25 protein-coding genes are annotated in these 25894 nt (G+C 48.5%); 13 read left to right on the top strand and 12 right to left on the bottom strand.

Annotation, left to right across the window (positions count from 1 at the left end):
• Nucleotides 1-2 precede the first annotated feature (2 nt).
• From WG89_RS11235 to WG89_RS30310, 10 genes are all read right to left on the bottom strand, one after another.
• Nucleotides 3-3236 carry a hypothetical protein gene (locus WG89_RS11235; RefSeq protein WP_062265754.1) on the bottom strand — a complete coding sequence of 1078 codons (3234 nt, stop codon included), beginning with the start codon at nt 3234-3236 and terminating at the stop codon, nt 3-5.
• A gap of 2 nt (nt 3237-3238) precedes the next feature.
• A complete protein-coding gene (locus tag WG89_RS11230; RefSeq protein ID WP_062265751.1) occupies nt 3239-3637 on the bottom strand; it encodes a hypothetical protein in 399 nt (132 codons plus the stop codon).
• Between the two features lie 222 nt (nt 3638-3859).
• Nucleotides 3860-4243, bottom strand: a complete 384-nt coding sequence (locus WG89_RS11225; protein WP_062265749.1) for a hypothetical protein — start codon at nt 4241-4243, stop codon at nt 3860-3862.
• 33 nt (nt 4244-4276) lie between these two features.
• Complete coding sequence (locus WG89_RS11220; RefSeq protein ID WP_062265746.1) at nt 4277-5725, bottom strand: hypothetical protein; 1449 nt, start codon at nt 5723-5725, stop codon at nt 4277-4279.
• Between the two features lie 81 nt (nt 5726-5806).
• The gene (locus WG89_RS11215; RefSeq protein ID WP_062265743.1) at nt 5807-6529 is read right to left on the bottom strand and encodes a hypothetical protein; all 723 of its coding nucleotides are present in this window, start codon (nt 6527-6529) and stop codon (nt 5807-5809) included.
• 200 nt (nt 6530-6729) lie between these two features.
• Nucleotides 6730-7812 carry a substrate-binding domain-containing protein gene (locus WG89_RS11210; RefSeq protein WP_062265740.1) on the bottom strand — a complete coding sequence of 361 codons (1083 nt, stop codon included), beginning with the start codon at nt 7810-7812 and terminating at the stop codon, nt 6730-6732.
• A complete protein-coding gene (locus WG89_RS11205; RefSeq protein ID WP_062265738.1) occupies nt 7812-9800 on the bottom strand; it encodes a pentapeptide repeat-containing protein in 1989 nt (662 codons plus the stop codon). Before WG89_RS11205 ends, WG89_RS11210 begins: the two co-directional genes overlap by 1 nt.
• Before the next feature lie 10 nt (nt 9801-9810).
• Nucleotides 9811-10314: a hypothetical protein gene (locus WG89_RS11200; protein ID WP_062265735.1), complete on the bottom strand. Its 504-nt coding sequence runs from the start codon at nt 10312-10314 to the stop codon at nt 9811-9813.
• A gap of 2 nt (nt 10315-10316) precedes the next feature.
• Entirely contained in the window at nt 10317-10850 is a 534-nt protein-coding gene (locus WG89_RS11195) for a glycoside hydrolase family 108 protein (protein WP_062265733.1), read from the bottom strand.
• A 193-nt stretch (nt 10851-11043) separates the two neighbouring features.
• A complete protein-coding gene (locus WG89_RS30310; RefSeq protein WP_153301540.1) occupies nt 11044-11241 on the bottom strand; it encodes a hypothetical protein in 198 nt (65 codons plus the stop codon).
• Between the two features lie 368 nt (nt 11242-11609).
• Here WG89_RS30310 and ruvC point away from each other — a divergent pair, with 368 nt between their 5' ends.
• Nucleotides 11610-12137, top strand: coding sequence for a crossover junction endodeoxyribonuclease RuvC (gene ruvC, locus WG89_RS11190; RefSeq protein ID WP_062265730.1), 528 nt, complete (start codon nt 11610-11612; stop codon nt 12135-12137).
• Here ruvC and WG89_RS11185 read toward each other — a convergent pair.
• Entirely contained in the window at nt 12134-12679 is a 546-nt protein-coding gene (locus WG89_RS11185) for a carboxymuconolactone decarboxylase family protein (RefSeq protein WP_062265727.1), read from the bottom strand. The two genes, ruvC and WG89_RS11185, sit on opposite strands and share 4 nt — an antisense overlap.
• A 138-nt stretch (nt 12680-12817) precedes the next feature.
• Here WG89_RS11185 and ruvA point away from each other — a divergent pair, with 138 nt between their 5' ends.
• The gene (gene ruvA, locus WG89_RS11180; protein WP_062265724.1) at nt 12818-13429 is read left to right on the top strand and encodes a Holliday junction branch migration protein RuvA; all 612 of its coding nucleotides are present in this window, start codon (nt 12818-12820) and stop codon (nt 13427-13429) included.
• Nucleotides 13430-13479: 50 nt separating this feature from the next.
• On the opposite strand, the gene rarD is transcribed toward ruvA, so the two are convergent.
• On the bottom strand, nt 13480-14367 hold the full coding sequence (gene rarD / locus WG89_RS11175; protein ID WP_062265721.1) for an EamA family transporter RarD: 888 nt from the start codon (nt 14365-14367) through the stop codon (nt 13480-13482).
• Nucleotides 14368-14660: 293 nt separating this feature from the next.
• Between rarD and ruvB the strand changes: the two genes are divergently transcribed.
• The 11 genes from ruvB to WG89_RS29345 all read left to right on the top strand — a co-directional run.
• The gene (ruvB, locus tag WG89_RS11170) at nt 14661-15671 is read left to right on the top strand and encodes a Holliday junction branch migration DNA helicase RuvB (RefSeq protein ID WP_062265718.1); all 1011 of its coding nucleotides are present in this window, start codon (nt 14661-14663) and stop codon (nt 15669-15671) included.
• A 222-nt stretch (nt 15672-15893) separates the two neighbouring features.
• Complete coding sequence (locus WG89_RS11165; RefSeq protein ID WP_062265714.1) at nt 15894-19277, top strand: ATP-binding protein; 3384 nt, start codon at nt 15894-15896, stop codon at nt 19275-19277.
• Nucleotides 19278-19398: 121 nt separating this feature from the next.
• Nucleotides 19399-19875, top strand: coding sequence for an SEL1-like repeat protein (locus WG89_RS11160; RefSeq protein ID WP_062265711.1), 477 nt, complete (start codon nt 19399-19401; stop codon nt 19873-19875).
• A 64-nt stretch (nt 19876-19939) separates the two neighbouring features.
• Nucleotides 19940-20353, top strand: coding sequence for a tol-pal system-associated acyl-CoA thioesterase (gene ybgC / locus WG89_RS11155; protein WP_062265708.1), 414 nt, complete (start codon nt 19940-19942; stop codon nt 20351-20353).
• Between the two features lie 78 nt (nt 20354-20431).
• Nucleotides 20432-21106 (top strand): protein TolQ, encoded by a 675-nt coding sequence (tolQ, locus tag WG89_RS11150; RefSeq protein WP_062265706.1) that lies wholly within the window; start codon nt 20432-20434, stop codon nt 21104-21106.
• A gap of 45 nt (nt 21107-21151) precedes the next feature.
• Nucleotides 21152-21568 (top strand): protein TolR, encoded by a 417-nt coding sequence (gene tolR / locus WG89_RS11145; RefSeq protein WP_245662903.1) that lies wholly within the window; start codon nt 21152-21154, stop codon nt 21566-21568.
• Nucleotides 21569-21647: 79 nt separating this feature from the next.
• Nucleotides 21648-22472, top strand: coding sequence for a cell envelope integrity protein TolA (gene tolA, locus WG89_RS11140; protein ID WP_062265700.1), 825 nt, complete (start codon nt 21648-21650; stop codon nt 22470-22472).
• A gap of 131 nt (nt 22473-22603) precedes the next feature.
• Nucleotides 22604-23914, top strand: coding sequence for a Tol-Pal system beta propeller repeat protein TolB (gene tolB / locus WG89_RS11135; protein ID WP_245662902.1), 1311 nt, complete (start codon nt 22604-22606; stop codon nt 23912-23914).
• 228 nt (nt 23915-24142) lie between these two features.
• Nucleotides 24143-24703 (top strand): OmpA family protein, encoded by a 561-nt coding sequence (locus tag WG89_RS32080; protein ID WP_062265686.1) that lies wholly within the window; start codon nt 24143-24145, stop codon nt 24701-24703.
• A gap of 106 nt (nt 24704-24809) precedes the next feature.
• Nucleotides 24810-25640: a tol-pal system protein YbgF gene (ybgF, locus tag WG89_RS11125; protein ID WP_062265683.1), complete on the top strand. Its 831-nt coding sequence runs from the start codon at nt 24810-24812 to the stop codon at nt 25638-25640.
• Between the two features lie 95 nt (nt 25641-25735).
• Nucleotides 25736-25894 (top strand): transposase (locus tag WG89_RS29345; RefSeq protein ID WP_172806784.1); only part of this gene is annotated, 159 nt, incomplete at its 3' end.

Genomic DNA, 25894 nt, shown 5'->3' with positions numbered 1-25894 from the left:
AGTTAAAGTCTGGTGTTCAAGCCGATGCGACTCAAGCCTACAGTGAATGCATTGCTGTCATCGACAGATGCGTAAACGGGCTGACACTGGATGCCCTTGTTCAGTGTTTCCAGTCTCTGGAGGTTTCCTTCCAGCTCACTGGCAAACTCTTTAGCCAGGCTGTCATCGACTTTTCTGAGGCTCTGGATACTGCTTTCTATGGATGAGCGAGTCTGGTCACTGGCAAATACAAAGCCTTCTAATGTACAAAAAACAGAGGCATTAAGATGGAAGTTGTTGCTATCCGGGATTTGCGACAGTGGCTTTTCATACTGGGTACTCTGAACACCTTTAAGGGTTATGTTGGAGCTGTTTTGCCAGGGTTGACCATGAGTGTCGCCCGGTTGGCCAGAAAGCAGGGTCAGATTGTAATCAATACTGAGGTTATCGCTACTCTGGCCACTTTGTAGAAGGTCGGTGGCCGGATCCCAGTTGGCGGTGAAGTTGTTTTGAGTATTGATGCCCACTTTAAGATACTGAAGCTGAGTATCCTGAATCACTTTTACTTTGCTGAAGAGGATATCGAGCTGGCTTTGAATCTTGGTACGAGCTGCTCGGATTTTTTGTTCGGCTTCTTTCTTTTTGTCGTCGTCTTTACCCGTCAGCCAGTTCCAGAACTTTTTCAACAGCCCAACCACAACACTGATGCCGGTTAGAACCGCTGTAGTCATCACAGCGGCCAGTTCTATAGCTTCTGCCAGTGTAGCTGCGACTACACCACTGAGCCCATCAACAATGGCATCAACCACAGCTCTTTCAAAATTCTTCAGAGCCCGGCAAAGCATTCTGGCAGCCAGGCTGATCAGTCCTCTTTTACCGGCTTCAATGGCGATGGCTTGGTAAGTTCTGGGATTTTTCAACATTTGTTCGGCAACATACGCGGCGTTGCTGAAAATACCCAGAAACAGGGAGGCGGGCAGGTCAGAAAGACTGTGAGGCGTTTTGAACTTCAGGTCAATATCAATGGGTTCTGAAATATCATAGCCCGCCAGTGACATCTGGTAGGTCAGCACCGCTGGAAATACCATATTACTGCCGTCTTCACTGGGAACATCTCTCAGTGAGGGGGATATTTGGGTTTTGCATAAATCTCCCATCATCTCCTTGGCCACTTTTTCGCAACCACTGCCCGACAATTGATTCAGTCTATTGGCCATCTGTTCAATCAGGTTCAGAGTGCCGACGGGCAGGCCATCTATTCGGGTGATTTCGAAATTGGATGTTTCAGACCATTTGAAGTAGACCGTCAGGTTAACTCCTGACTTTTCGGTTTCTTCCGCCAGCTCTCCGGAACCGGGTAAAGTAACGGTGCCAAGGTGTGCTTCCACAAAACCTGTGAAAGTGCCGTCGTTGTAAGTGGTGGACAGTTGAAAGTAATTGCTGTCGTCACTGAAGAAATAAATTCTGGAACCAAAGGTGAAGGTTTTATTCGATCCTGTAGTATCAATGGTCAGATTGGGCTGATCAAAATGAATGAATAAAACATCCAGAGGGGTGGATGCATCCAGGCCTGCTTTTAACAGAATGCCCTTTTTAATGACGGCCAGATCAAAGTTGAACAGATAGCTGAAAATCTTCAGTTGAGCTGAAACATGATAGCCGGGGTGATAGACAATATTTTGCCGGGTTAACGTGTAATTGTCCGGCGCTTTATCCGGTGCTTTCAGGTAATACATTTGACCATTGGACAGGGCAAACTTATCCGTAACCGCATCCATCCAATGCCAGCTTTGTCCAAAGACAGACGTGATCATATCCGTCAGTGAGAGCGGCTTGTCCTGATCCAGTGTGATCACCGCCAGCTGCGGACTGTTGTCGGTGTAGATTAATTCCCCGGTAAAATTAATCTTAAGGATTTCAACATGGCACTGCAGGCTGATATCGGTGCTCGCTGGCTTGTTGTTTTCCGGTTGCTCTTTGTCAGCCACTTCGAAGGTATGCTCAACCTTAAACTCCAGCTGATAAAGCTCTATGCCCAGCATTCCCCCGACCGGGTCTCCTTTCTCATCTTCTGAAGGTTCGCTGAAAGGCTGGCTGATGCTCTGGTTGGGGGAGTCCCCGGCAAGAATCAATTCTCCTGTATAGGCCTGATCCGTGACATCCAGAGCGCCGTCGAAAGCATACTCTTTATCGAAGACGTCCAGAGCAATCTGCCCATCCAGAGCGAAGTGTTTATTTTGACCCAGTTCATACTGAAGCTGGATTCCCTTGCGCCCTTGGGAGCCTTGAAAAGTCAGAAAATTGAGCAGTGTTATCCGGGGCAGTTGAGCAAATAGAATTTTGCTTTGAACTTCTTTGCCCTGACTGTCTCGGGTTAAGCCGACCAACCCATAGAAGACTATTTGTCCACTGTCGTTGTATCCGACTTTGACCAGATTATTGAACAGCGAGAACTGTTGAAAGGCGATGTCAAACCAGAAGCAGCTCCCTTTTACCAGTTGGAAGTCACTGCCTAGCAAGTTCAGCGGCAAGATTTCAGGAAGGTTGACCTGTGTTGGTGTGTACTCCAGGGGAGGGAGTTCTTTTGGCCAGCTGGTTTCAGAATCATCTGTCGCTTGCTTCAGTTGGCTGACAGCTTCAGAGCCCTTGCTGGTGGTGCTGATCTGCAGCATGCCTGCCTTATGAATATCGATCGTTCCCCAGTTCAATTCTGTGGCAAACAGGGCATTAATGATTTTTGCCAGATCCAGCTGACCGGTGAAATTAACAAAGGCAAGGGACGCGCTATTGGTCATTACCCAGGCACCCTGAGTGTCAGGCAGAACGCCCTGCAGGGTGCCTGTGAAGGTGAAAGCTGCCTCGGCTATCAGGCTGAGCTCTTTGTCCTTCTGCTGATCCGGTTGTGCTGGGGTGTATTGAAAAGCTATGTGTCCATAGGTGCAGCGGACAGTATCTTTCAGGTAGGGGAAGGGTGGACAGATGTTAGAAAACAGGGCGTCAAAACGAAAGGCTTGCTCACCTTCAGTTAACATCAACTGACCTTGCAGACTGGCCAGACCCATGTTGCCATTGTCGGGCAGAACCAGATTGAAATCCTGAACTCTCTGGTCGAGCAGGGATTGCAGATCCAGCTCTGCGTTGGAAATAGCCAATACCAGGGTGCTTTCATCATAACGGGTGATGAAATCAACCTGTTGTTTTTCGATCAGCGCCTGACCTTCAAGGCTGACCTGATAATCTTCCAGCACCTTGGTCATAATCAGTTCGGATCTTTTTGTCCGTTGTCGTTGTTACCCTGATTTGCATCATTGTTCGTCGGGTCTGCAGGTTTATCACCGCCGGGGTTAGCTGGGTCAGGGTTGAATGGGTCAGTGGTTTTAAACTGTCCCGAAGCCACTTTTACGGTCAGGGATTTCAGCTGTATTTTTCCTGTTTTGGGAAACAGTGATGCAGGAGGACTGAGCTTAAGCAGCAGGTTTTCTTTTTGAGTCTGGGCATCTGTACCACCCATAGCCAGGGCAACCAGATCCTGCTCTTCTTCCTGGATACGGAACTTGTAGGGATGTTCAGCAGTAATATCGTCGGAGGGCAGATCTGCCTGAACATTGTACTGTGAGTCGCCGACCATCAGTTCGGTTTGAATATCGACTTCAGCCATCGTTTTCATCCTTGAAGATTGAAAGGGTGGAGAACACCATGTATCTCCACTTTGAATGAGACACTGTTAGTACTTAGGAATAGTCCTGAAATAATTTCCTTGTGGAACCCTTCTCAAACCCGTTCGGGCTGAGCCTGTCGAAGCCCAATGCCACGACCCTTCGACAAGCTCAGGGTGAACGGAATCCCTATGTAAACCGAGAAGTTATTTCGAGACAAATCCTTAGCCAATGTTGTCTGTAATCCCGTTAATTAACTTCAGTTTCTCTTCATCGGAAGTGGGGTTAACGACAGGCGTATTGTTACCATCTGGTTCGCCAATAGGGTTGCTTTCAGGTGTGTAATTCCCGTTATAGAAAGAGACATTCAGGTTTTTAATCATGTCCGGGAGAATGGTTGGTGGAGGGCTTACAGTCAGAAAGACATCATCAGGCTGCTCTACATTATTGACGGTTTCACCGCCCTTTATGGCAAGCCCAATCAGGTTTACTTTGTTATCTGCCACCTTAAACAGATAAGGAGCCTTGTTGTCAGAAGGGATATTCACTTCAACATTGTAGGTATCGTCTCCGATTACAATGTCTGTGTTGATATTGCCTGCACTCATTTTGATAATCCTTTATCGTTTGAATGAATCAGCTCAATTCTGATTGTTGTTTGGCTCATAGGTTTGGTTCGCTCCCTGGAAGAGAGCGATCAGGATCTCACTGATTTTTGCTGCTATGCCAGCACCTTTCAGGGTTTTCAGTGTGTTCAGATCGTTAGAACTCAGAGTTGTCTCGGTGGTCTGCATATTGCTGTTGAGCTTTATGACATAGCTGCGCATATTGGCTTTTTGCTCAGAGGTGAGTGGTGAATTCAGCAGGGTGAGAATATCCAGCTGGCTCCCGCCCAGTGCGCCTTGGCGGCTATATGTCACCGGAGCCTTCTGCTTCTTAAAGGTCACTTTCTCGAATAAGCTTTTCTTGTGATTGATCATACCTGCGTTTTGCAGAATATGAGACTGCAATGTCGTTTTTCCACTGATGCTGGCTTCTGCTGCGTAGGACAGACAAGTCAGCTTTTTGATCAGTTGGGCAAACTCAGGCATGTTTAAAACTTGATAGGCTTTTTCATTGATTGGATTGGCTACGAGATTGTTTTTCAGGCAGGTATAAAGATCACTCAGGCAGCGATCAGCGTTGGTTGTGTTTATAGGAGTAGGGCTCACCTGATTGCCAGGTGCATACTTGAATTGATATGCCAGTGCCGCCAGGTAGACACTGTCACGAGTAGTAGCAACACGATTGTCTATTTCAGATTCAAAGAATCCATACAGTACATCTTTAAGAAGCTCCGAGATTTCCATTTTCTCGTAAACCAGTCTAAGCCCGACATCAGTCGTACTGGTCAAGTTAGCACTGACTACAGCATTGATAATGGTTCCGACAAAGCTCTTGATAGTGGCTTCCGTTTTGTATTCGCTGAGTTCGGTCCCGTAGAGTGTTAAAGCCAGAGATGGAACGCCAATAGCTCCTGCAATGGCTGGAATAGCTGCTCCGGCTGTTGCAATAACTGCGGCAGCAGCAACTGCACTTAACAGAGCTTTACCGGCACTGTAATAGAAATCTTTTTCTGAATTGCTCTCGTTGATGGCTGACAGAATGGCTTCAGATGCTTGTCTGTAGCCACGAATCATGGAGATTTCCATAGCGTAGGAAGACTGCCTGGCCAATCTCATCTTTTCCTGAAAGCGCATGACCCGGGTGGTAGGTACCTGAAGTTTCATGGCCTGAACGATGGGGGACAGTTGAATGAAATCTTCAACTGTTTTGATGTTGGTGTTACTGACATTGTTGACCTGATAAACGCACTTGGAATCCTGGCCATTCATGTAGATACCCGTCTCCACATCAATAGAGCCGACCAGTGGAATATTGCTGGCTTGAATGTCCGGATAAGTGTCAGACAATGTTGCCAGTGCGTCGGCGTTACGGGTAACGGCTTTAAACGCTTTGGAAATGGGCTTGAGGTTGCCTGTACCAAAATAGGTCACAGTGTTGCTGAAGGGCAGAAAACCCTCCTGTTCTGCATTTGTAAAGCTGAACATGGTTGTGTCTCTTGAAAATGAGTTGAGTAACACCTTCCCTGTGCAGGGAAGGCTTGTGGTTTCTCTTGGGAAGATGATGCGTTATGGCTTGCTCAAATCACCCAACCACGGATCAAAGGTGAACAGCTGGGTACCGTTGTTGATGGTGAAGTCAAAGCTGTAAGCCTTGCGGAAGTCAGGCTGCGGATGCTGTATCACATAGCTGGAGTATTTGTTGGAGGAGCCGGACTCAGGAACCGGATCACTGATAATGGCTTTGAAGTCGGCATTTGGATTGATAGGACTGGCATGAAAACGTTTCAGCTGAATGGTGTCAGAACCGTTTTTGCTAACTGCAGTCCATTCAATGCTTTCATTAGGAACCAGTTCTTCAGTATCCAGTTCGTTGGTGCCCTGACCACTGGTGGTACTGACATGGTTACTGGTCATTTTGATGTAAGAATCGACAAAGATAGGATTACTGCTTCCGTCCTTGTTGTGCTGGCTCAGAATGCTAGCGGTGTCCACTTCAATCTGGATTTCCAGGAAGTAAATATTGGCTGTAGTGTTGATGTCTTCCGAAGAGAAACGGTTTACTTTTCCAAGTCCTTCTACCAGTTGAGAAAGAGTGATGGTCTTGATCCAGACGGTATGAATGGCTTTGGCCCAGTCATTGATAGTGGCACTATCTACAACATTTTTTACGGTAGGATCGGTGTTATCGACAAGAAATGTCACTGAGTCATTAATGCTGGTACCCAGAGCTTGTTTTGCCTGCAAAAAAGAGACTAGGTTGTCGTAGTTGCTCGTGTCTTGGTCACTCATTGTTGAAAGCTTCCTGATTTAGATAAGAGTTTTTTAATTGATTTTGTCATCGGGCATACATCTGACTGCTTTTGGCAGTAAGGGAAGCTATCGACAGTGGGGTGGCTGGATTAAATTGAATGTTTTACTTTTCTGACAAGCGGTTATTAAAGTCAAATGTCGTGTAATAGCTTGTTAGACTTTGTTTTGAAATCACAAAATTATTCAAACTGGTAAGCAGTGATAATAGGAATGTGGGGTGATACACGAAAAGGAAAATCGGTTCCGGACTTTTCTCCTTCGATGAGTTTAAGAGCCATATCTACAGCTATTCTGCCAAGCAGTTCTGTTTGGTCGGAAGGGGCGGCAAGAATTTCTCCGGCTTGAATGTACGGCTCTAATGCTGGGCTGTAATAGGTGGAGACAACAAAAACGTCCTTTTCCAGTCCCATCACTTTCACCAGCTCTGCCGCTTTTACTGCAGCGACCGCATTGCCGACAAGGTAATCGATTGACTGATTGCCTTCAAAGGCCTTTTCAACCAGCAGTTGTTGCAGGTCGCCATCCACGCTGCCCCAAAATGGGCCTTTTAACTCAAAGGCTCCATTAAAGCTTCGCATGGCATTCACAAATCCGAGCAGACTGTCGGGTGCCCAGCCTGCATTAATCGGTCCGGGAAGAAAGGCAACACTGATTTTTTCCTGACCTGTATGCCTGGCGTGGCGTTTGACAAATTCTCCGGCTTCATAACCCATGTCCAGGAAAGGGACCATGACTTTTCCGTCCACTTCCTGAGCGTAAAGGTCATTGATCATACCAACAATGGGTAAAGGTTTATCCTGTTTACCGTGTTTGGCTGTGTTGATCAGTTTGTCCATAGCCCGGTAATGCATGGAGCCTAAAATCAGAGCGTCCACACCGCTGCTCGCCAGGGTTTCAAATTGGTTACGGTGTTGCTCAAGGCTGTTGTAATTATCACTGGCCAGAAGCTCAATACTTAAATTGGAGCGCTTCGCTTCCTGTTCAATGCCACTTCTGACAGCAGACCAGTAAGGATCATTTTTTTCGGTGTTGGGAAACAGGATGCCTATGCGTGTTTCTGATTTTTCATCGGGTTTTGAGAAAGTCCAGAAGTCTTCTTCCTTTAGAGACAAGGATCGGGAAGGTTGGGCGAAGAGTTTCTGGCTGGCGTCGTACTGACCGTAGTAACCTTTGATCGCCACCTGATCTTGCTCTTTTATGTCACTGTCAGTGCAGGCTGCCAGCAGAACAGATAAACAGAGTACATTCCATGTGCGCAGCATCAGCGATCCTCACTCTGTACCAGTGTCGGATTAATGTAAGCGGGGAAAAGGGTTGAGGCATCGAACTTGGCATTCATTAACTGTTCTTCCCTGAGCCCAATGACTTGTTTCAGGTTGCTGCCAGAGAGATCGACATCCTCAAACCAGGTATGTGTAAAATCGGCGCCTTTCAGATTACTGCCGCTGAAATCGACGTTGTTCAACTGGGCTCCACTGAAATCAGCATTGACCAGTTGACTGTCTTTAAAACTGACATGGCTGATCTTGGCAGACAAAAAAAGTGCCGAGGTCATTTCTGCATCAACAAACTGACTTTTATCCAGCACGGCCTGTGAAAAATCGGCAGCATAAAGCCTGGCTTTGGTCATATCCGTCTCATGGATAGTGGCCAGGACCCATTGGCTGTTGCTGAGGTTGGATTTCCAGAAGTGAGCGTCTGTGACATTTACCAGGTAAAAGATGGCCTCAGGAAGATTGGCTTGCAAAAACGTCGTGCCGTTCAGCACTGCCATAGAAAAATTACTTTTCGAGCCATTCACTCTGTCCAGTCGGGATTCTGTTAAGTCAGTTCTGGAAAAAATACTTTGATCCATTTTGCTGTTACTGAATACAGCATGATTCAACTGGCTCTGGGTAAAGTCTGAACCACTAAGGTCGGTCTGATGAAAGTCCGCCCTTTGAAAATTACTCTGCCTGAGCTTGCTGTCTTTAATATTGGAGTACCTGAGACGAATGGAGCGGGCATCAATATGATTCATCACCATATCTGACAGGTTGGACTCCATAATGGAGGCTGCAGTCAGGTCAGCACCACGAAGAGAACTCTGATGGAAATCCACTTTATTCATTCGTGCGTATCTCAGACTCCGACCATCCAGCATGGCTGAATAACGATTGTTCTTTTCATCATTCACTTCAGGCGGTTGCGTCAGGTTCAGGTTGCTGACATCCATATAAACCGAACTGAAAGGCAGTTTTGGGCCTTCAAGCAGAAACAGAGTGCTACCTACCATGAGCGTGGCACTGAACAGGAAGGTTTTAATGCTGGAGTTAATCAGTTGTCGCTCTGGAAGTTGTCGTCCAATCACCAGCCAGGTATGCCAGGCCAGACAGACCGACATGGCAAATAGAAAAGCATGGAGTGAAGAGCCGGCAATATCCTGGCGAGGCAAATAGCGTATCCAGTAGGTCAGTAAGGTAACAGGAATAGACGAGAGCAGGGCGACAAGAGTCAGTTCCAGCTTGATCAGACCAAAAACAGAATGACGTCGGGAGGCTTTCAAGACAGGGCTGCAGGCTTCAACCACGGTGTCGATGACACTGGGCATGGTTTTGATGGTCACCTGTGAACCATCAGGAAAAATAGCAGGCAGCTTTCTCAGAGTGTGCCAGTAAACGGTCAGCTGGTAATAAAAGGCCCCCATCAACGACATCAAAAGGACTGGTGCCACATAATAAAAGCCCACCGTAGCAATGGACATTTGCAGCATCGGGAAAAAGATCGCTTTGGCATTGCCCAACAGGTCTATGTCGTTGGTAGAGCCAATGGCCAGAAGAGAATAAAGACAGGCCAGCAGAATGGTCAGATAGAGCGCCCAGATTTGCCGGGCACCGTCACGAATATAATCCAGAGAATCGAAGGAAAAGTTGGCTGGTAACACGGCATACGACAGATTACTTCCGCAAAACTGGAATTCATTCAGGTTTTCTGAAGTTGAGAAGTCGCAATGTTGAAGGTCGCAATCGAGGAATCGGGCATTCTTCAGATTAGCCTGGTTAAAGTCGCAATACTGGTTGTTGCTGGAATTGAATCGAGCGCCCTCAAGATTGCTGTTATTAAATCGGCTGTATCGAACATCGACCTCTTCAAACTCAGCACCGATCAACGACTGATTGGAATAGTCCTGATCAACATAGGAACGGTGCTTAAAGACTCTGGGCTGGTCCGATGCGTTGTTTTCTTCAGCAGATTTCTTCTCTACTCGCATACCCACATCCTTACTGGTTTTTCTGAGTCAGTTTGGCCAGTTGCTTGTGCTTCTCTGCACTGCCCTGACTGGACCCAAAAAAGTAGGAGGCCACTTGAGTGGAAACCGTGGTGAGGGCGCCGAGTATGTAGATGATGATGTCTTTCATGACATTGTCTTCGCCCAGTTTGGCGTCACCACGATCTATCACCCACCAGAACATGTAAAAAGTGACGCCAATAATAAACAGTGCCAGCAGAGGCTGAATATTCTTGGACAGCCAGCTGCCGTGCTCTGATTCCTGTACCCGACTCTGGTGTGTTCTTGCGCTTGCCGTATCAGCCAGGTAGGCCTGTTTTTCCTGTAAGCCCAAAGTTGCCAACCTGGCTTCGTGCTTCATACTGGTTCTGGCTAATTCCAGATCCAGTTCCTTGCGTTCTTCATCGGAGGTGAAGTTTTTATCAATCGCATCCCCTACGGCTTCCACCAGGCTGCTGGCACTTTTGCTGAATAAACGGGTAAAGAAGTTAGCCATGATCAGAGTCCCTCCAGAGTTCTGCGCACCCAGCCATAGAAAAACTTCCTGCTTTCCTGACGCTGTTCACAAATATTGACGTAGCGGCTGATTTTGCTCAGTGCAAAGACGGCAAGAAATGTTTTCGGGTCTTCGGCATTCAGTTTTCTCAGGGTGGCATCACCAATCACACCATCGGCGGTTTCACCACAAGTAATTTGAGCTAACTTGCTGCTGGTTCGGGTTCCAGCATTGACGGCAAAGTCAAAAATGGACTCGGCAACTTCTTGATTTTCAATGTCGTCGCCTTGAATACGGTCCCAGAAATGGGTCTGGTAAAAACCGTGAACCAGTTTTTTTAAAGAGTCATCGTCACTCAGGTTGGCAGGGAAGTTCTGGGCATTTTTCAGCAGGTCTATGCGAACCCAGCCTTGCCATTTGGGAAAATGAGTGCGAGTGATTCCCTGAAAGGTTTCGCCACCTGGGTCTGCAGGGTCATTGACATAGCCACCCTCAGATTTGAGGGTAGACGCCAGCGCAGCATCAAAGAGAGCCATGAAAAAATCCTTTTTCCAATGTTCAATGGTTCAGATATCTCTTCAAACACTTAACGTTTTATTCAATATTTTTTGCAAGTGTGAGAGTTGGAACTTACTTGAATCGGCCAGGGCTTCTTTGATTTTATAACGAGCGCTTTAGATATTTAAAGTATTAATTAGTCAGGTAAAAGTCATTTGACGTTTAATGGTATCAGGAAGGTAGCTTGAATGGGTGAGAGCAAACATTAAAAGTAGATACAGCCGGGCTCTCCATAGCTACTTTTCCCGGCGGAGAAGCCAGCCTGGAAGGCACATTGGTAAAAGCCCAGACATTGAAGCCTACCAAAAGCATAAACAGCACAACAATGATGCCAGTGATAATCATTAATGTTCTTACTAGATCAGGCATTGATCGTTTCCAGATCATTTACGAAATAAATCAGTCAGGAGCTATTGAAGCCTTCTCTCTTTGGACAGAGTCCATGAGAAGCTTCCCGGAGAATACTAAGCTGCTTCCACAGTTACTCACAGGCGAGTTTGGTAATTCAGTGTTCTTGAATTGTAAGTTTTGTTTGTTGCGCTGATACCGCCGGGATGCTGCTGGTATGTTGTATGGATGTACAGTATCCTGTTGATATCACCATGATTCTGGATAACACCGTAGCCAGGTGTTCGAGATCGGCTTGTCACTGTTGGTAACAGTCAGTGAAGTCTGCCGGATTTCAGTAAAGCCGTGTCATGGAAAATCGTGATATCTGACTTGAGAATACATGCTGAATGGCCATCCTAATGGGCATAGATCCGGGATCAAGAATTACCGGCTATGGATTAATTGAAGAAGTAGGTAACAAAACACATTATGTGGCTTCCGGATGTATACGCATCCAGGAAGCGTCCCTGCCTGAAAGATTGCAGCAGATTTATGATGGTATCAGTACCCTGATCGAGCGATATGCTCCCCAGTCTGTTGGGATAGAACAAGTCTTTATGTCCAGAAATGCAGACTCGGCTTTGAAACTGGGACAGGCCAGAGCAGCGGCTATTGTTGCTGTGGTTAATCAAAATATTGAAGTTTCGGAATACTCAGCCCGTCAGGTAAAACAGGCTGTTGTTGGCAAGGGTTCGGCAGACAAGTTTCAGGTTCAGCACATGGTGAAGTCGATTCTTGAGCTGAGTGACACACCTCAGGCTGATGCGGCGGATGCTCTGGCTGTAGCGCTTTGTCATTCTCACACCCGTTCCAGTCTTGTCAGAATGGCGGGTGCTACCGGCACCCGTCGTCGGCGTCTGACCGGTCAGCCTTAGTTGGGATAGACACAAAGGTGAAATGAAGCGGTACAGAGCACCAGGTCGAGAATCTGTTGCGGTGTATAAATCTTTTTCAGTGCTCTCCAGTTGGCAGTACCAATCACTTGATCTGTGTATAGCTCTTCAGTTGTTCGGAGTATCAGTCGCTGATGGTTACTCCAGCCCGGTGCGAGATGGCCCCGGGAGGTCATCTGGATATCACTGGCTTTCAGGCCGGTATCCAGGGCGCATTGGGCAATATCCGGAATCAGGTGTCGGGCATTGCAGAGGTGAGCGCTGCGAAGCGCAACCAGAGCCCTGTCTCTCATAGGCAGGCTGCTATAGCCTTGCATGTAACTGGTAAAGCTGCGCTCAGGGCGCTCCAGTTCCGGAGAATGGGCAAGTCGTTCCGGAAAGTCGGGCTCCAGCAGAATTTTCTGAGACTGTATAAACGGGATTGGAATAGCACCACCCTCAATAGCGGGGTGATATTCGCTGGCCAGACCTGCCACAGGCAGAATCTGCCAGAGAGATCCCAGAAATGTGCGAAGTTTTTTCATGGGCAGCTCCTTCAGGCAGCCGGATTTATTGTCTTTCTCAGTGATTAGAGGGGGACAACCCGCAGGAGTTCGTGACTCATGGCGTATTGTTAGGCGTTCTGACTCTCTGGTCAGAAATTAAAAGATCTGGAAAGCAAGATGATTGGAAGAATTCGGGGCATTCTGGTTGATAAGCAGCCCCCCCATTTACTGATTGAGACCCAAGGTATCGGGTATGAGGTGGAAGCCCCGATGTCGGTCTTTTACAAGCTGCCTGAAACCGGTGAAGAGGTGGTGCTCTATACCCACTTTGTAGTGAGAGAAGATGCTCAACTGCTTTATGGTTTCAGTAGCCGCGATGAGCGGGAACTGTTCAGAACCCTGATTAAAGTCAACGGTGTTGGCCCCAAGCTCGGCCTGACCCTGCTATCAGGAATCGAAGCCGATGCTTTTGTGCGCTGTGTTCAGGAGGGGGACAGTGCCACTCTGGTGAAATTGCCGGGCGTGGGTAAGAAGACAGCAGAGCGCCTGATTGTGGAAATGAAGGACAAGCTGGATCGCTGGCAGTCTGCGCCCTTGCTGGATGGTAAGCCGCTGGTGGCTGGTGGCGAGATGGCTGCAGCGGCCAAAGACGTTGAGCAGGAAGCGGTCAGTGCCCTGGTGGCGCTGGGTTACAAGCCTCAGGAAGCCAGCAAGGTTATTGGCAAGCTGTTCAAGGAAGGCATGAGCAGTGAAGAATTGATTCGTCAGGCCCTGAAAAGCATGATCTGACTCAGAACTTCATAGAGGGTGAGACAAGTTTTGTTTCACCCTCTATGAAATCAGGTTGCAGTGGGCTGAGCCAGCTTTTTGGCAGAGTCGGCACAGATGATAGCTGTAGCCAGCCAGATAAAGAGGTAGCTGAACCATTGCTGGGTGGAGAATGAAGCGTCCAGAATGGTGATGGCCACTATAAAAATCAGTGCCGGCTCCAGATAGCTTAACAATCCGAATAAGCTGACAGACAGATGCCGTGAGGCATTCAGGTAGCAAATCAGTGACAGACTGCAAAGCAAGCCCAGTCCGGGTAGCAGATACCAGAGCGAACTGGAGTGTGTCAGGTTCTGCACAAAGCTCTGGTCATTCATCAAAATAAAGACACTGGCTGGCAGAAACAGTAAATGTTCAAACAGCAAAGCGGGTAGAGTATCTACCTTCAAAGGCTTTCGGATAATGAAATACACTGGGTAAAGACCGGCAACGGCAAGACTGACCCAGGGCAAGGAACCTTCCTGCCAGAGCATGATCAGAACGCCAAAGAATGCCAGGGCAATGGCCAGATACTGGGCTTTGTTGAGCTTTTCGTTAAAAAACAGTTTCCCCACCAGAGCCAGCGTTAAAGGCAACAGGAAATAGCCCAGAGACAGGTCCTCGGTTTTATCATTGACAGGGGCCCAGACAAACAGCCACCACTGGAAGCCTACAATCAGTCCACCCAGAGACAACATCAACATGGTTTTCCTGCAGAGGAAAATAGCCTTGAAGCTCTGCAGTCTGTCCATTTTGTAGCAGGCCAGGGCCAGGCACAGCACGCTGAAAATGATCCGGTTCCAGAACAGGGTATTCCCGGTCAATTCGGTGAACTGAACATAGACGGGCAGTAACCCGAACATCATTGAGGCCAGAACTGAATTGGTCAGCCCTCTGACAGAAACAGCTTGAGTATTCATTCTGAGTACTTCCTTTAATCAGAATTAAAAACAGGGTTTAGGGTGTTGAAACAGCTGATTGCTGCTGCAACGGAAAGGTGTCGCATCCATGGGCACCTTTATGCTCACGGCTGCTTGGACGATCAAAGATAGCGTTTTGTTCCCGAGGCAACAAAATTTTTTTCTCGAAAGTTTGCCGCTCTTCAGAATGAAATGATTTTTATGCTCCAAATCCGACAGGCTCCCGGGGGTGGTGTTATTTTTTTAACAGGCTGGAGATGGTACGCTGAGAATACTGGTTAACGAGCTTGAACATGATAGAAGCAGATCGATTAATTTCCTCCTCCGAACGACCCTCTGAAGAGGTCATGGACCGGGCCATTCGCCCGGTAAAGCTGGCTGATTATGTGGGGCAGCCCAAAGTCAGGGAGCAGATGGAGATCTTTATCCAGGCGGCAAGAATGCGAAACGACGCCCTGGATCATACGCTTATTTTCGGCCCCCCCGGGCTGGGTAAAACCACGCTCTCGCACATTCTGGCCAATGAAATGGGGAGCAATATTCGCACGACGTCGGGACCCGTTCTGGAGAAAGCGGGTGATCTGGCTGCTCTGCTGACCAACCTTGAGCCTAACGACATCCTCTTCATAGATGAGATTCACCGGCTAAGCCCGGTTGTGGAAGAAGTACTGTATCCAGCTATGGAGGATTACCAGCTGGATATCATGATTGGTGAAGGGCCGGCCGCTCGTTCTATCAAACTGGATCTGCCTCCTTTTACTCTGGTGGGTGCCACTACCCGGGCTGGGCTTTTGACTTCTCCACTCAGGGATCGCTTTGGTATTGTCCAGCGTCTTGAGTTTTATAACATTGAAGATCTTACGCATATTGTGAAGCGATCTGCAGGTATTCTGGGTGTTGGCATCGACAAGGAAGGGGCTGGTGAGATAGCCCGCCGATCCCGCGGGACGCCCAGAATTGCCAACCGCCTTTTGAGAAGGGTCAGGGATTTTGCTGAAGTGAAAGGCAATGGTGTGATCGAAAAAGAAACGGCCGATGCCGCTCTGAATATGTTAGACGTTGATGCCAGTGGCTTTGATCATATGGACAGACGATTGCTGCTGGCCATGATTGAAAAGTTCGACGGTGGTCCGGTGGGGGTAGACAGTCTGGCTGCTGCCATCAGTGAAGAGCGTGATACCATTGAAGATGTTCTGGAGCCTTATCTGATCCAGCAGGGTTATATGATGAGAACCCCCAGAGGACGAATGGTTACCAAACATGCTTACCTGCACTTTGGACTAGATTACCAGGTCGACGAATAATCGACCTGTCCTATCTGCTGCTTCCTGTCTTCTGTCTGATTCTGTCACGGGTTACTCTAATAAATAGATTGGCCAGTGACTGAATGAGTGTCTATTTTTGTTGGCATTCCAATTAAAAACAGGTCACGCTGGTCGCAGGGAGCCTCTGCATGTTGTGTCAGCTCTGAACATTCAAAGTAGCTGTTCCATGTCTGAAGCGACTTGTCTTCTTTCCAAGTTGTTATGTCCACTTCCATCAGGCAGAAGATTACTTTATTTACACTGCTTCCCGCAGTGATTTTTTATAGCCTGATTTCAGCCATTTATATCTACTTTTCGTTCCATTCGGCCACTTCAGAAATCAGTCGAAGGCATCTGGAGCAAAGCCTGCATTATGCGTCTGTGATCGATGGCAGTCTCCGGGAAATTATGACCGGCAGTAAGGCTCTGTCGGTGGATCTGAAGTATTGGAGCAGTGGTAAGAGTCATCTTTTTGTAGATTCCCTCAACACCCTTTTCGCCAATAACCGGGTTGTCACCGGGGTAGGCATTATCTCAGAAGAGGGAGAGCAGTTTTCAGAGTATTGGGAGCATGCACAAACAGGCTTTGTACGCACCAGTGATACAGAAAATGTGCCTCCGGTTTCTCAATTATTGGTCAGAGAATTGATGTATGGAGGACGAAAGCAGAGTGAATGGTACACATCAGCCAATCCGGAAGACCTGAAAGTATTCGCTTCTACTTATGTGATTCCAGTGGAAACCGGCCTGGGCAAAAAAATGCTGCTCAGGGTGGATATTAATGCCGCAAGGCTCAGAGAGCCCATGCAGTGGTATAACCCTAATACCCGCCTGATCATTCTTAATGAAGAAGGTGTGGTGGTGTATGCCAACGGGATCTCCATGCCCAAGTTTCGACTGCTTGAGTATTTTGTTCATCACGGTCCCTGCGAGGGCAACAGCAAGCTGAATGTTACACACTCAAGCTCGGGGCAACAAATTTCAGAGTTTCTGTTCAGTCCTATTCGTCCCAGCAGTATCACAGAACCTTGTCTTCTTTACCGGGAAGCTCTGGAGCGTGTGACGCTCAGGGGGCAATCCGTTAATTTCCGGGTGCAGGTTCGAGGCGAGAAAAAGTGGGTTACCGCCACCCCCATCCCTTCGACTGGCTGGTATATGAGCATTGGCATCCACGAGAGTGAGTTGCTGGGGCCGGTCATTGAACACGGGGTCATCAGTATTGGTGTGGTGTTACTGATGTTGATACTGACTATTTTCTGCCTCTGGACGGTATCTGGACGAATTACCAGGCCACTTAATAGACTGAAGCTTCAAATGAATGAAGTGGCCGATTCATACGGTTCGCCGGTGGATGATGACAGTCGCGATGAGGCGGCCAGTCTTAACCGGAGCTTTAGCCAGCTTCTGGAACGGTTAAGGGATCGAGAGCTTTCATTGCATCAGGCGCGAGCCAGTAATATCGGTCACCTGGTGCAACAGCTCAGGGGGCGATACTTCTATTTTAACCTTGATCAGAAGGGGGGCATCCTTCATGTCAGTCCTTCCATTACCGCAGTATTGGGTTACAGGGATCAGGAGTTTACAGGCAACTTGCAGGGTTACCTGACCCCTTCATTGCTCAATCAGCCTTTCAACAAAGTCATGAAAAGGCTGGTGGGTGGCGAGTGGCAGGAAGCCTTTGAAGTTGAGATGCGCCATCGGGACGGCAGTATTCGATTGATAGAACTGTTCTGTACCACCAGTGATGAGTTCTCGGATCAGGGGCGAATTATTGAGGGTATGGGTAATGATATTACCGACCGGACCCGTGATACTGAAAAATTCAAGCTGCTGATAGCCTCTGCCCCTGATGCCACGGTCATTACCAATGAAGATGGCATCATCAGCCGCATCAACCGGAAGGTTTCTGAACTGTTTGGTTTCAGTGAGTCAGAGCTGATTAATATGCCTCTGGCACTATTGATCGATTCCGGTTCCCGGGAGGGTCATCCTTTGTTGAGGCATTACAGTCAGGAGCTACATAACAGTTTTTGTCTGGAGAGTTATGAATCTAAAGGCATGGACCGACTGGGGCATGCCTTTCCCATGGAGATTTCCAGTAATGTGCTTGATTCCGCCGATGGCATTCAGATTTCCATTGTCCTCAGAAATGTCACCGAGCGGAAAAAGATTGAGACGGAGCTGGTGTCAGCCAAAGTAAAAGCCGAACATGCCAGTCGAGCCAAATCCATGTTCCTCTCTAATATCAGCCATGAGCTGCGTACGCCTCTGAACGGTGTTCTGGGTTATGCCCAGTTATTGCTCTCGGATAAAAACATTCCACCCCGTTATCTGGATAACCTCAGGTCATTGGAAGATTGTGGTATCCACTTGATGACACTGATCAATGACATTCTGGATATCACCAAAATAGAGAGCAGTGGAGTAGAGCTGGATGCGCATCCTTTCGATTTGAGAGCCACACTGGGTACGGTGATCGCTAATGTAAAAGAGGTCGCCAGAACCAAGAAACTGAATCTTCAGTTGCAGGTTGATGAAGGCATCCCGCTGGAAGTTGTAGGAGATAACGTCAAACTTCGTCAGGTATTGATCAATCTGGTGGGCAATGCCGTGAAGTTCACAGAGACAGGTTTTGTGAAAGTTTTGGTCACTGTCCCAAAGGAAAATAACGCTCGCCTGCAATTTTCAGTGCGAGACAGCGGGGTGGGTATTCGTGAGGATGAAAGAGAGCGCTTATTTAAACCCTTTACTCAATTGAAGTCTGGTCAGAAGCAAGGTGGTACCGGTCTTGGGCTGGCCATAAGCTATCGGCTGGTAAAAGCTATGGGAGGGGAGCTGGTTATGGAGAGTGAGCAGAACAGAGGCAGCTGTTTCAGTTTTACCATTCCCTTTGAAACGGCTAACGACAGGGGGGCGAATGGTGAATCCCATACAGAAACCATCGACTATCAAAGCCACTCCCTGCTTATGCAGGAAGGTAGCAAGCTGCTGGTAGTGGATGATAATGCGGATAACAGAAATATGCTGTCCGAAGCTTTGATTTCCGAAGGGCTGAAAGTGATCAGTGTGGGGGATGGTCAGCAGTCGATAGAGGCTGTTCGAAAAGCAGGGTCAGAACCTTTTGATCTGGTGCTGATGGATCTGAAAATGCCTGTGATGGACGGCATTACGGCGACTCGAAGGATTCACCGATTACCAGGGCGTGAAAGTGTGAATGTGATTGCAGTTTCGGCCAGTGTTTCCGAAACCACCCGGGAAACCATACTGGAAGCAGGCTTCTGTGACTTTATTGCCAAACCGGTGCGGTTTGATGAACTGTTCGCCAAGGTATCTTATTGGCTGTCTCATTCATATCAGCAGACACGTGATGAATCCTCTTCCGAAGGAATATCTCTAGAGAGGCTTGAAGAAATGATTGAGGTGATCGAGCAGAGCATGGAAGTGGGGGATATTGAAGCCCTTAAGTTGAGAGCAGAAAACTGGCAGCACATCACAGGGTATGGAGATTGTCCAGGTCAGTTGGTTAGGCTGTGCAGAAGTCTCGATGTGGCAGGAATCGAATTTGTCTGTGAGAAACTCGTAAGAATGAAAGATGGAACTGACTGACCCTGAAGGGGTCAAAGACGCTGATATTCAGTTGTTCATGTGGGGTTAAGCCCTGGTCGTGAACGATGGAATGATGAGAGGATCTGGCGTACAAACTTTCTAAACAGGACAGGAGCCCGGTATGCGTATGAGAATGACAGGAATCTTTTTATTGTCTGCCCTGGTGGTGACCGTCCTGAGCGGATGTCAGACTGTGACCACGGAAGCAACACCTATGCGACCAGGATTGTACTCTACACCTTTCTCCCTCTCCCCAGCGGGTTGCTCCAAGGTGCTTCATGGCTCCAGCCAGTTACCGATTGATCTCTACCATGCCGGTGTTTGTTATGAGCAGGGGATAGGAACTCCTGCATCGACTGCCCAAGCCGTAGAAAGTTATACCATGGCTGCCCGCTGGGGTATTCCTGAAGCGATGCAGGCATTGAAGCGACTGGATAAGCCGGTTCCCGATGCTGACCTGTTAAAGCGCAGAACCGAACAGGAAAATCAGTTGAACAAACAGCGACTGGATAAAGAAAAATTAGACGTTTATAAAAGTCGAGGTTCTTACCCAGCCCCCCATTACCACTATCATTGTGGTCGTACCTGGTGTTATTAACTTGCAATGGCGTTAACGTCTCTGGCAGTCTTTGCTTTGACTTAACGCTATGTGAACCCGCCCCGTGACTGATTCTTTTTCTATACCTGTCCGCGTTTATTATGAAGATACCGATGCTGGCGGCATCGTGTACCATGTCAACTATATGAAGTTTATGGAACGTGCCAGAACCGAGTTTCTGCGCAGTACCGGTTATGACCATCAGAAATTGCTGCAGGAACACAAACAGCTGGTGGTTGTCGATGCTTCAGTTCAATTCAAACAAATTGCCCAGCTGGATGATGCTCTGACCGTCACAGCCTCCATAGAAAGCATGGGCAGGGCTAAAATGGTGTTTGTCCAACAGGTATGGCGTGGAGAAACATTGCTTTGTACCGGTCATTTTGTGGTCGCTTGTCTCGACAGTAATACGCGAAGACCCACTGCGATTACAGAATCCTTACGGAATAAATTAAGTCCTGTCACCAATTCGTCCTGAGATTGGTGGTATTATCCATAATTAATTTTTTCTTATTCTTTATATCTTTTGAGAGCGAGGTTTTCGGTGGCTGAAAGCATGTCCATATGGTCTCTGGTGGGTAATGCCAGCTGGATTGTACTGTTGGTACTGATACTCCTGATCTTGGCATCGGTGATTTCCTGGGTGATGATCGTCCAGCGAGGAATGCTGATTCGTTCTGCTCACCAGAATATGCTGGCTTTTGAAGACCGCTTCTGGTCTGGAATGGATCTCACACAGCTCTACAAAGAGCTGGAAGGAGAAGACGATCTGGGTGGGCTTGAGCAGATCTTCAGATCCGGTTTTAACGAGTTTTCCAGAATGCGCTCCCAGGGTACAGACGATGCAGACGCTGTTATGGAGGCGACTCAGCGAGCCATGCGCGTTGCCATTTCCCGCGAGCAGGAAAAACTGGAAACGCATCTGCCCTTTCTGGCCAGTGTCGGTTCAACCTGCCCCTACGTCGGCCTGTTTGGCACCGTAGTGGGGATCATGAACTCTTTCCGGGGGCTGGCCAATGTTCAACAGGCAACACTGGCCTCAGTAGCACCAGGTATTGCTGAAGCGCTGATGACCACAGCAGTAGGTCTGGTTGCAGCTATTCCAGCGGTAGTGGCCTACAACCGTTATGCCTCAAGAGTGGAAGCTTTGCTGGCCAACTACGAAACCTTTGCCGATGAATTCTCCAGTATTCTTCATCGCAAGGTTCACAGCCGTCATCGCGCGGGCTGAGGGAGCGAGTAAATCATGGCTCGAACCAGAAGCCGGCGTAAGCCAATGTCAGAAATTAACATGGTGCCGTTTATCGACATCATGATGGTGATGCTGGTGGCCTTTATGGTCAGTGCACCCATGTTGACCCAGGGGGTCAAGGTGGAGTTGCCAAAAACCACCAGTAAGCCTATGCCTCTGCCTGATGATGCCAAGACCCTGATTATTTCTATTCAGGCCGATGGAAAGTATTTCATCGATCTGGGCGGTAATCAGGAAAGTGCAAAGGGTCTGGACGATATAACCGACAAAGTCGGTAAGGTCATCTCGGCCAGCCCCCAAACCCAGGTGTTAATCAAGGGGGATCGCACGGTCAATTATGGCTCAGTGGTTGAGTTAATGGCCAAACTTCAGGGCGCAGGTGTTAGTGATGTAGGACTGATTACAGATCCATCGTCGCTTGATGAAGGGGCGAAGCGCTGATGGCTGGAGTCTATAACCCGGATAACAACGGTCAGACTGACCAGGCTAACACTACGGTTTTATGGAACGCAGGGCGGTAATGAAGAAGATTCCATTGATCGGTGCTTTTTTCAGTCATAAGCTGTTTCAGGGTTACGGGTTTGCTGTGATCATTTCGGTGCTGTTGCATATCCTGATACTGGGGCTGCTGTCACGGAACTGGTCGTCTGATGATGAACTGAGGGTGGTGCCACCCAGAAGTATCAAAGCCAGTGTCGTCGAAGTGTCTCAGCCTAAACCCAAGCCGCCAGCATCCAAGCCGGTTGTTGATAACTCTGCCCAGAAAGCTCGCGAACTCGCGGAGCAAAAGCGTAAGCAAGAGGCTCGTCGTCAGGCAGAAATCAAGAAGCAGAAAGAACTGGCTCTGAAAAAAGAACAGGCTGCCAAAGAGAAAGCCAGGAAGGAAGAAGCTGCCCGTAAAGAGCGTGAACGCAAACAACGTCAGGCGGCGGAACAGAAAAGGAAGAAACAGCAGCAGGAAGAATTGCTCAGACAGCTGGAACAGGAACGGGTAGCCCGTGAGCAGGCTCAGGCGGCAGCTGACGAACAGGCTGAAAAAGATGCAGGTGAAGTGGCTTATTACTCCGAGTTGCTTCAGAACCTCATAGCCCAGAACTGGAACCGGCCGCCCAGTGCCCGTAATAATATGGTGGCACTGGTGCAGCTGAGTTTTTCTCCTTATGGTGATTTACTGGAAGTCAGGCTGTTGGAAGGCAGCGGGAATGATGCCTATGATCGTTCAGTGATTCAGGCCATTCAGCGAGCGGCACCCTTTCCCGAGTTGAAAAAACTGGAGCGGCGTGTGTTCGATAACAATTTCAAACGCGTTAACTTTAGGTTCAGGCCAGAGGATCTGGTGAGATGAAGCGACTTTTTATGAGTGTGATAGGGCAATCGTTTTCTGTCAGTAGGACGAGCAGGTCGAGAGCTGGGCAAGCCGTTTCCGGTCATTTGTTCAGGGAAGGCTTTCTTCGTCGTGTAAATCTGTGGATGCTGATGGCAGCTCTGCTGATGACGATGCAGAATGCCCAGGCCATTCTTACCATTGAGGTGACTCAGGGTAATGATAAGGCGGTCAAGGTAGCCGTCTCTCCTTTTAGTTGGAGCGGCAAAAAAATACTGCCTGAAGATATGGCTTCGGTGGTCGAAAATGACCTGCGTCTGAGTGGACTTTTTGCACCTCTGCCCAGAAAAGATATGCTCAGCTTTCCCTCCGGTGCCAAAGATGTCGTCTATCGTGACTGGAATATCCTCGGGGCATCCTATCTGGTGACCGGTCAGGTCAAACAGGAAGGAGCCACCTTTGAGGTGGACTACCAGCTGTTTGATATTGTCAGGCAGAAAAGTATTCTCAAAGGCAAGGCGCGTGGGGTTGAAAGCCAGCTGCGTGGTTTAGCTCATCACATCAGTGATGCGGTTTATGAAAAGATTACCGGCATCCCTGGCGACTTCTCGACACGTATCATGTATGTCACCGCCGACCGTAAAAGTGTTGAGCGGACTGACTACCGCCTGAACTATGCTGATGCCGACGGTCAGCGTCAGCGCGAGATACTTCGCTCAAGAGAGCCTATACTGTCTCCGAGCTGGTCACCCGACGGTAGTCGTGTTGCCTATGTCTCTTTTGAATCCGGTCGTCCTGCTATTTTTGTACAGGAACTGGCCACTGGAAAGCGTCAAAAGCTGACAGGCTACAAAGGGCTGAACAGTTCTCCGGTATTCTCTCCGGATGGCAAGCAGGTCGCCCTGGTATTGTCCAAGGGAGATAACCCGGATATTTATGTAATGGATCTGGCCACTAATAAACTGAGTCAGATTACATCGCATTTTTCCATTGATACGGAGCCGGACTGGATGCCTGATGGCAAAAGTCTGATTTTCACTTCTAACCGCGGTGGCAGTGCCCAGATTTATCAGGTGGGTGTCAACAGGTTATCGAACGGTACTGTGGTGGCCGAGGGGAAACCCAAGCGGCTGACATTCACAGGCAAGTTCAATGCCCGTGCTAAAGTATTCCCTGATGGTAAATCGATGGCTCTGGTTCATAAAGGTCAGGGGGCCGCAGAATTTAACATCGCGATTCTGGATCTGGATACCGGACGACTGCGTTTGTTGACGTCAGCCCGGTTGGAAGATTCACCCAGTGTTTCCCCGGGGGGCCGTCGTCTTATTTATGCGGTTCAGGGAGGCAGGAATGGAGAACTTGGCATTGTTACAGCCGATGGTCGAGTAAAATATCGCCTGCCATCTGCCGAGGGTGATGTCAGAGAGCCGGTGTGGGGACCGTCTTTAGGTGCACAGCGCTAAAATCGGGTAGGACTGGTTCACCCGGAAGTCGATCGAATTTGTGACTTCAAGCATTAAGTTCTGAAGAGATGATCACTCTTTATGAATTTTAGGGCGAAATAGTCACAAGTTCGGCTGACTCCCTTGGTATTCGGGCTAGTCCGGAGTCTGCAGTTCTGATACTGTACTGCATCAATCAAATCATTGATTTTTGACTTACCAACACTGAACGAACGATTGGAGCTTGTCATGCGTTTTGTCAATTTTGTCAAAGCCGCCGCACTGTCTGCTACTGCACTCTGGCTTGCAGGTTGTGCCTCTACTGGCGGTGAGAGCACTTCTAATGTTGATACTGCACCTGAAACAGTAACAGAAGAAGTTGTTATTGAAACCACTCCTGTTCTGGACCCAGCTGTTCAGGCTGTGATCGACAGCGGTGATGTTCAGGCTTCCCCTGAGCAGATTGAACAGATGCTGGAGCAGAAAACTTTTCACTTCGGCTTTGACAGCTCAAAACTGAAGGAAGACGACTATAAGGCTCTGGACGTGCAAGCTGCTTTCCTGAACTCCCGTGAAGGTCGTGGCAAGAATATCATCATTCAGGGTCACACCGATGAGCGTGGTACCCGTACCTACAACCTGGCTCTGGGTGAGCGTCGTGCCAATGCCGTGAAGAACTACCTGGTTGCCAAGGGTGTTTCTCCAAGCCGCATCGAAGTGATCAGCTTCGGTTTTGAAAAGCCTCTGGATCCAGCACACAATGCTGAAGCATGGGCCAAGAACCGTCGTGCTCACATCGTGATCAACTGATACCACTGACTTTAAAATGCAGCCATGACCCGCTCTATCACTCCTTTTGAGTTTGTGAGTGGGCTGCATTTCAGGCTCATGGCTGCCTGACAGGGAAAGAGACTGAATGCGTCTGAAACGATCTGTTTGCTCTGCTTTTTGTTCGCTGCCGGCAATAGTGATTGCCGGTCTGATGGCTACCTCTGCACAAGCTCAGGTGCCCGTAGTTGATTCTCAACCTTCCGGAAGTAATGCTTCTGTCGAGAATCAGCAGGAACAGCCCAAGGTTGAATCGGCTCCCGTTGAGCAGACTGCAACCGGAGGCACTGCCCACATGTTGAATCTGGTGGATGAACTTCGTCAGGAAATCATGACCCTCAGGGGACAGGTGGAAGAGCAGGCTTACCAGATCAAACAGCTGCAACAAGAAAATCGCGATCGTTATCTCGATCTTGATCAGCGTATTTCCCGTCTGGGTGAATCTTCAGGATCGACTCCTGCAACAGCAGGCCGCTCTGCAGGTTCACCTGTTACATTGCCTGCCATTGGCAGCAAACCTCCAGTGAAATCCTCTGGTGCTCGTGAAGAAGCTGCCTATCAGGCTGCTTTCTCATTGATCAAGGACAAGCGCTTTGATGACGCGGTTGTAGCCTTGCAAAAACTGCTGAAAGATTATCCAAGGGGTCAGTTCTCGGATAATGCCCAGTACTGGCTGGGTGAAGTTCAGATGGCACAGGGTAAATATAAGGAAGCACAGGGTGACTTCCAGACTCTGATTGACAGCTATCCGGACAGTCCTAAAGTCCCGGATGCGGCCTATAAGCTGGGCCGAATTCTTGATCTGCAGGGTGAGAAAACCGCAGCCAAGAAGCGTCTTGAATCAGTGATCAGCCAGTATCCCGGCAGTGCCGCAGCACGTTTGTCGGATACCTATCTCAGGAACATGTCGGGTTCCTGAGTTCTCGTGTTGAATCTCTACGGGTCATATTCCCCGCAGCTTGCTGCGTTTCTGCGGCATTAGCCGCAGCATGAACTTGTGACTACATTTTGTGGATGGCTAAAAGTAGGTTCATCCACAAATCCCACAATGTCACTGTTCTTATGTATCACTTGGTCTGTCCAGCAAAGTATCGAAGAGTGGTCTTTAGCGATGAAGTAGACAAGACGTTGAAGGAGGTATGCTTGGCTATCTCAGAGCGTTATGAAATTTAC

The organism is Endozoicomonas arenosclerae, assembly GCF_001562015.1.
In the GTDB taxonomy this organism is placed as follows: domain Bacteria; phylum Pseudomonadota; class Gammaproteobacteria; order Pseudomonadales; family Endozoicomonadaceae; genus Endozoicomonas_A; species Endozoicomonas_A arenosclerae.
This window is presented reverse-complemented; position numbering and strand designations above follow the sequence as displayed.

Bases quoted from the DNA above. Each gene is read 5' to 3' on its own strand.
- tolQ (WP_062265706.1), top strand. From the start codon at position 20,432: ATGTCCATATGGTCTCTGGTGGGTAATGCCAGCTGGATTGTACTGTTG.
- WG89_RS11160 (WP_062265711.1), top strand. From the start codon at position 19,399: ATGCGTATGAGAATGACAGGAATCTTTTTATTGTCTGCCCTGGTGGTG.
- WG89_RS11210 (WP_062265740.1), bottom strand. From the start codon at position 7,812: ATGCTGCGCACATGGAATGTACTCTGTTTATCTGTTCTGCTGGCAGCC.
- WG89_RS32080 (WP_062265686.1), top strand. From the start codon at position 24,143: ATGCGTTTTGTCAATTTTGTCAAAGCCGCCGCACTGTCTGCTACTGCA.
- rarD (WP_062265721.1), bottom strand. From the start codon at position 14,367: ATGAATACTCAAGCTGTTTCTGTCAGAGGGCTGACCAATTCAGTTCTG.
- WG89_RS30310 (WP_153301540.1), bottom strand. From the start codon at position 11,241: ATGCCTGATCTAGTAAGAACATTAATGATTATCACTGGCATCATTGTT.
- WG89_RS11185 (WP_062265727.1), bottom strand. From the start codon at position 12,679: ATGAAAAAACTTCGCACATTTCTGGGATCTCTCTGGCAGATTCTGCCT.
- WG89_RS11230 (WP_062265751.1), bottom strand. From the start codon at position 3,637: ATGGCTGAAGTCGATATTCAAACCGAACTGATGGTCGGCGACTCACAG.
- ybgF (WP_062265683.1), top strand. From the start codon at position 24,810: ATGCGTCTGAAACGATCTGTTTGCTCTGCTTTTTGTTCGCTGCCGGCA.
- WG89_RS11225 (WP_062265749.1), bottom strand. From the start codon at position 4,243: ATGAGTGCAGGCAATATCAACACAGACATTGTAATCGGAGACGATACC.
- WG89_RS11220 (WP_062265746.1), bottom strand. From the start codon at position 5,725: ATGTTCAGCTTTACAAATGCAGAACAGGAGGGTTTTCTGCCCTTCAGC.
- tolR (WP_245662903.1), top strand. From the start codon at position 21,152: ATGTCAGAAATTAACATGGTGCCGTTTATCGACATCATGATGGTGATG.
- ruvA (WP_062265724.1), top strand. From the start codon at position 12,818: ATGATTGGAAGAATTCGGGGCATTCTGGTTGATAAGCAGCCCCCCCAT.
- tolA (WP_062265700.1), top strand. From the start codon at position 21,648: ATGAAGAAGATTCCATTGATCGGTGCTTTTTTCAGTCATAAGCTGTTT.
- WG89_RS11205 (WP_062265738.1), bottom strand. From the start codon at position 9,800: ATGCGAGTAGAGAAGAAATCTGCTGAAGAAAACAACGCATCGGACCAG.
- ruvC (WP_062265730.1), top strand. From the start codon at position 11,610: ATGGCCATCCTAATGGGCATAGATCCGGGATCAAGAATTACCGGCTAT.
- WG89_RS11235 (WP_062265754.1), bottom strand. From the start codon at position 3,236: ATGACCAAGGTGCTGGAAGATTATCAGGTCAGCCTTGAAGGTCAGGCG.
- WG89_RS11195 (WP_062265733.1), bottom strand. From the start codon at position 10,850: ATGGCTCTCTTTGATGCTGCGCTGGCGTCTACCCTCAAATCTGAGGGT.
- WG89_RS11215 (WP_062265743.1), bottom strand. From the start codon at position 6,529: ATGAGTGACCAAGACACGAGCAACTACGACAACCTAGTCTCTTTTTTG.
- ruvB (WP_062265718.1), top strand. From the start codon at position 14,661: ATGATAGAAGCAGATCGATTAATTTCCTCCTCCGAACGACCCTCTGAA.
- WG89_RS11165 (WP_062265714.1), top strand. From the start codon at position 15,894: ATGTCCACTTCCATCAGGCAGAAGATTACTTTATTTACACTGCTTCCC.
- WG89_RS11200 (WP_062265735.1), bottom strand. From the start codon at position 10,314: ATGGCTAACTTCTTTACCCGTTTATTCAGCAAAAGTGCCAGCAGCCTG.
- tolB (WP_245662902.1), top strand. From the start codon at position 22,604: ATGGCAGCTCTGCTGATGACGATGCAGAATGCCCAGGCCATTCTTACC.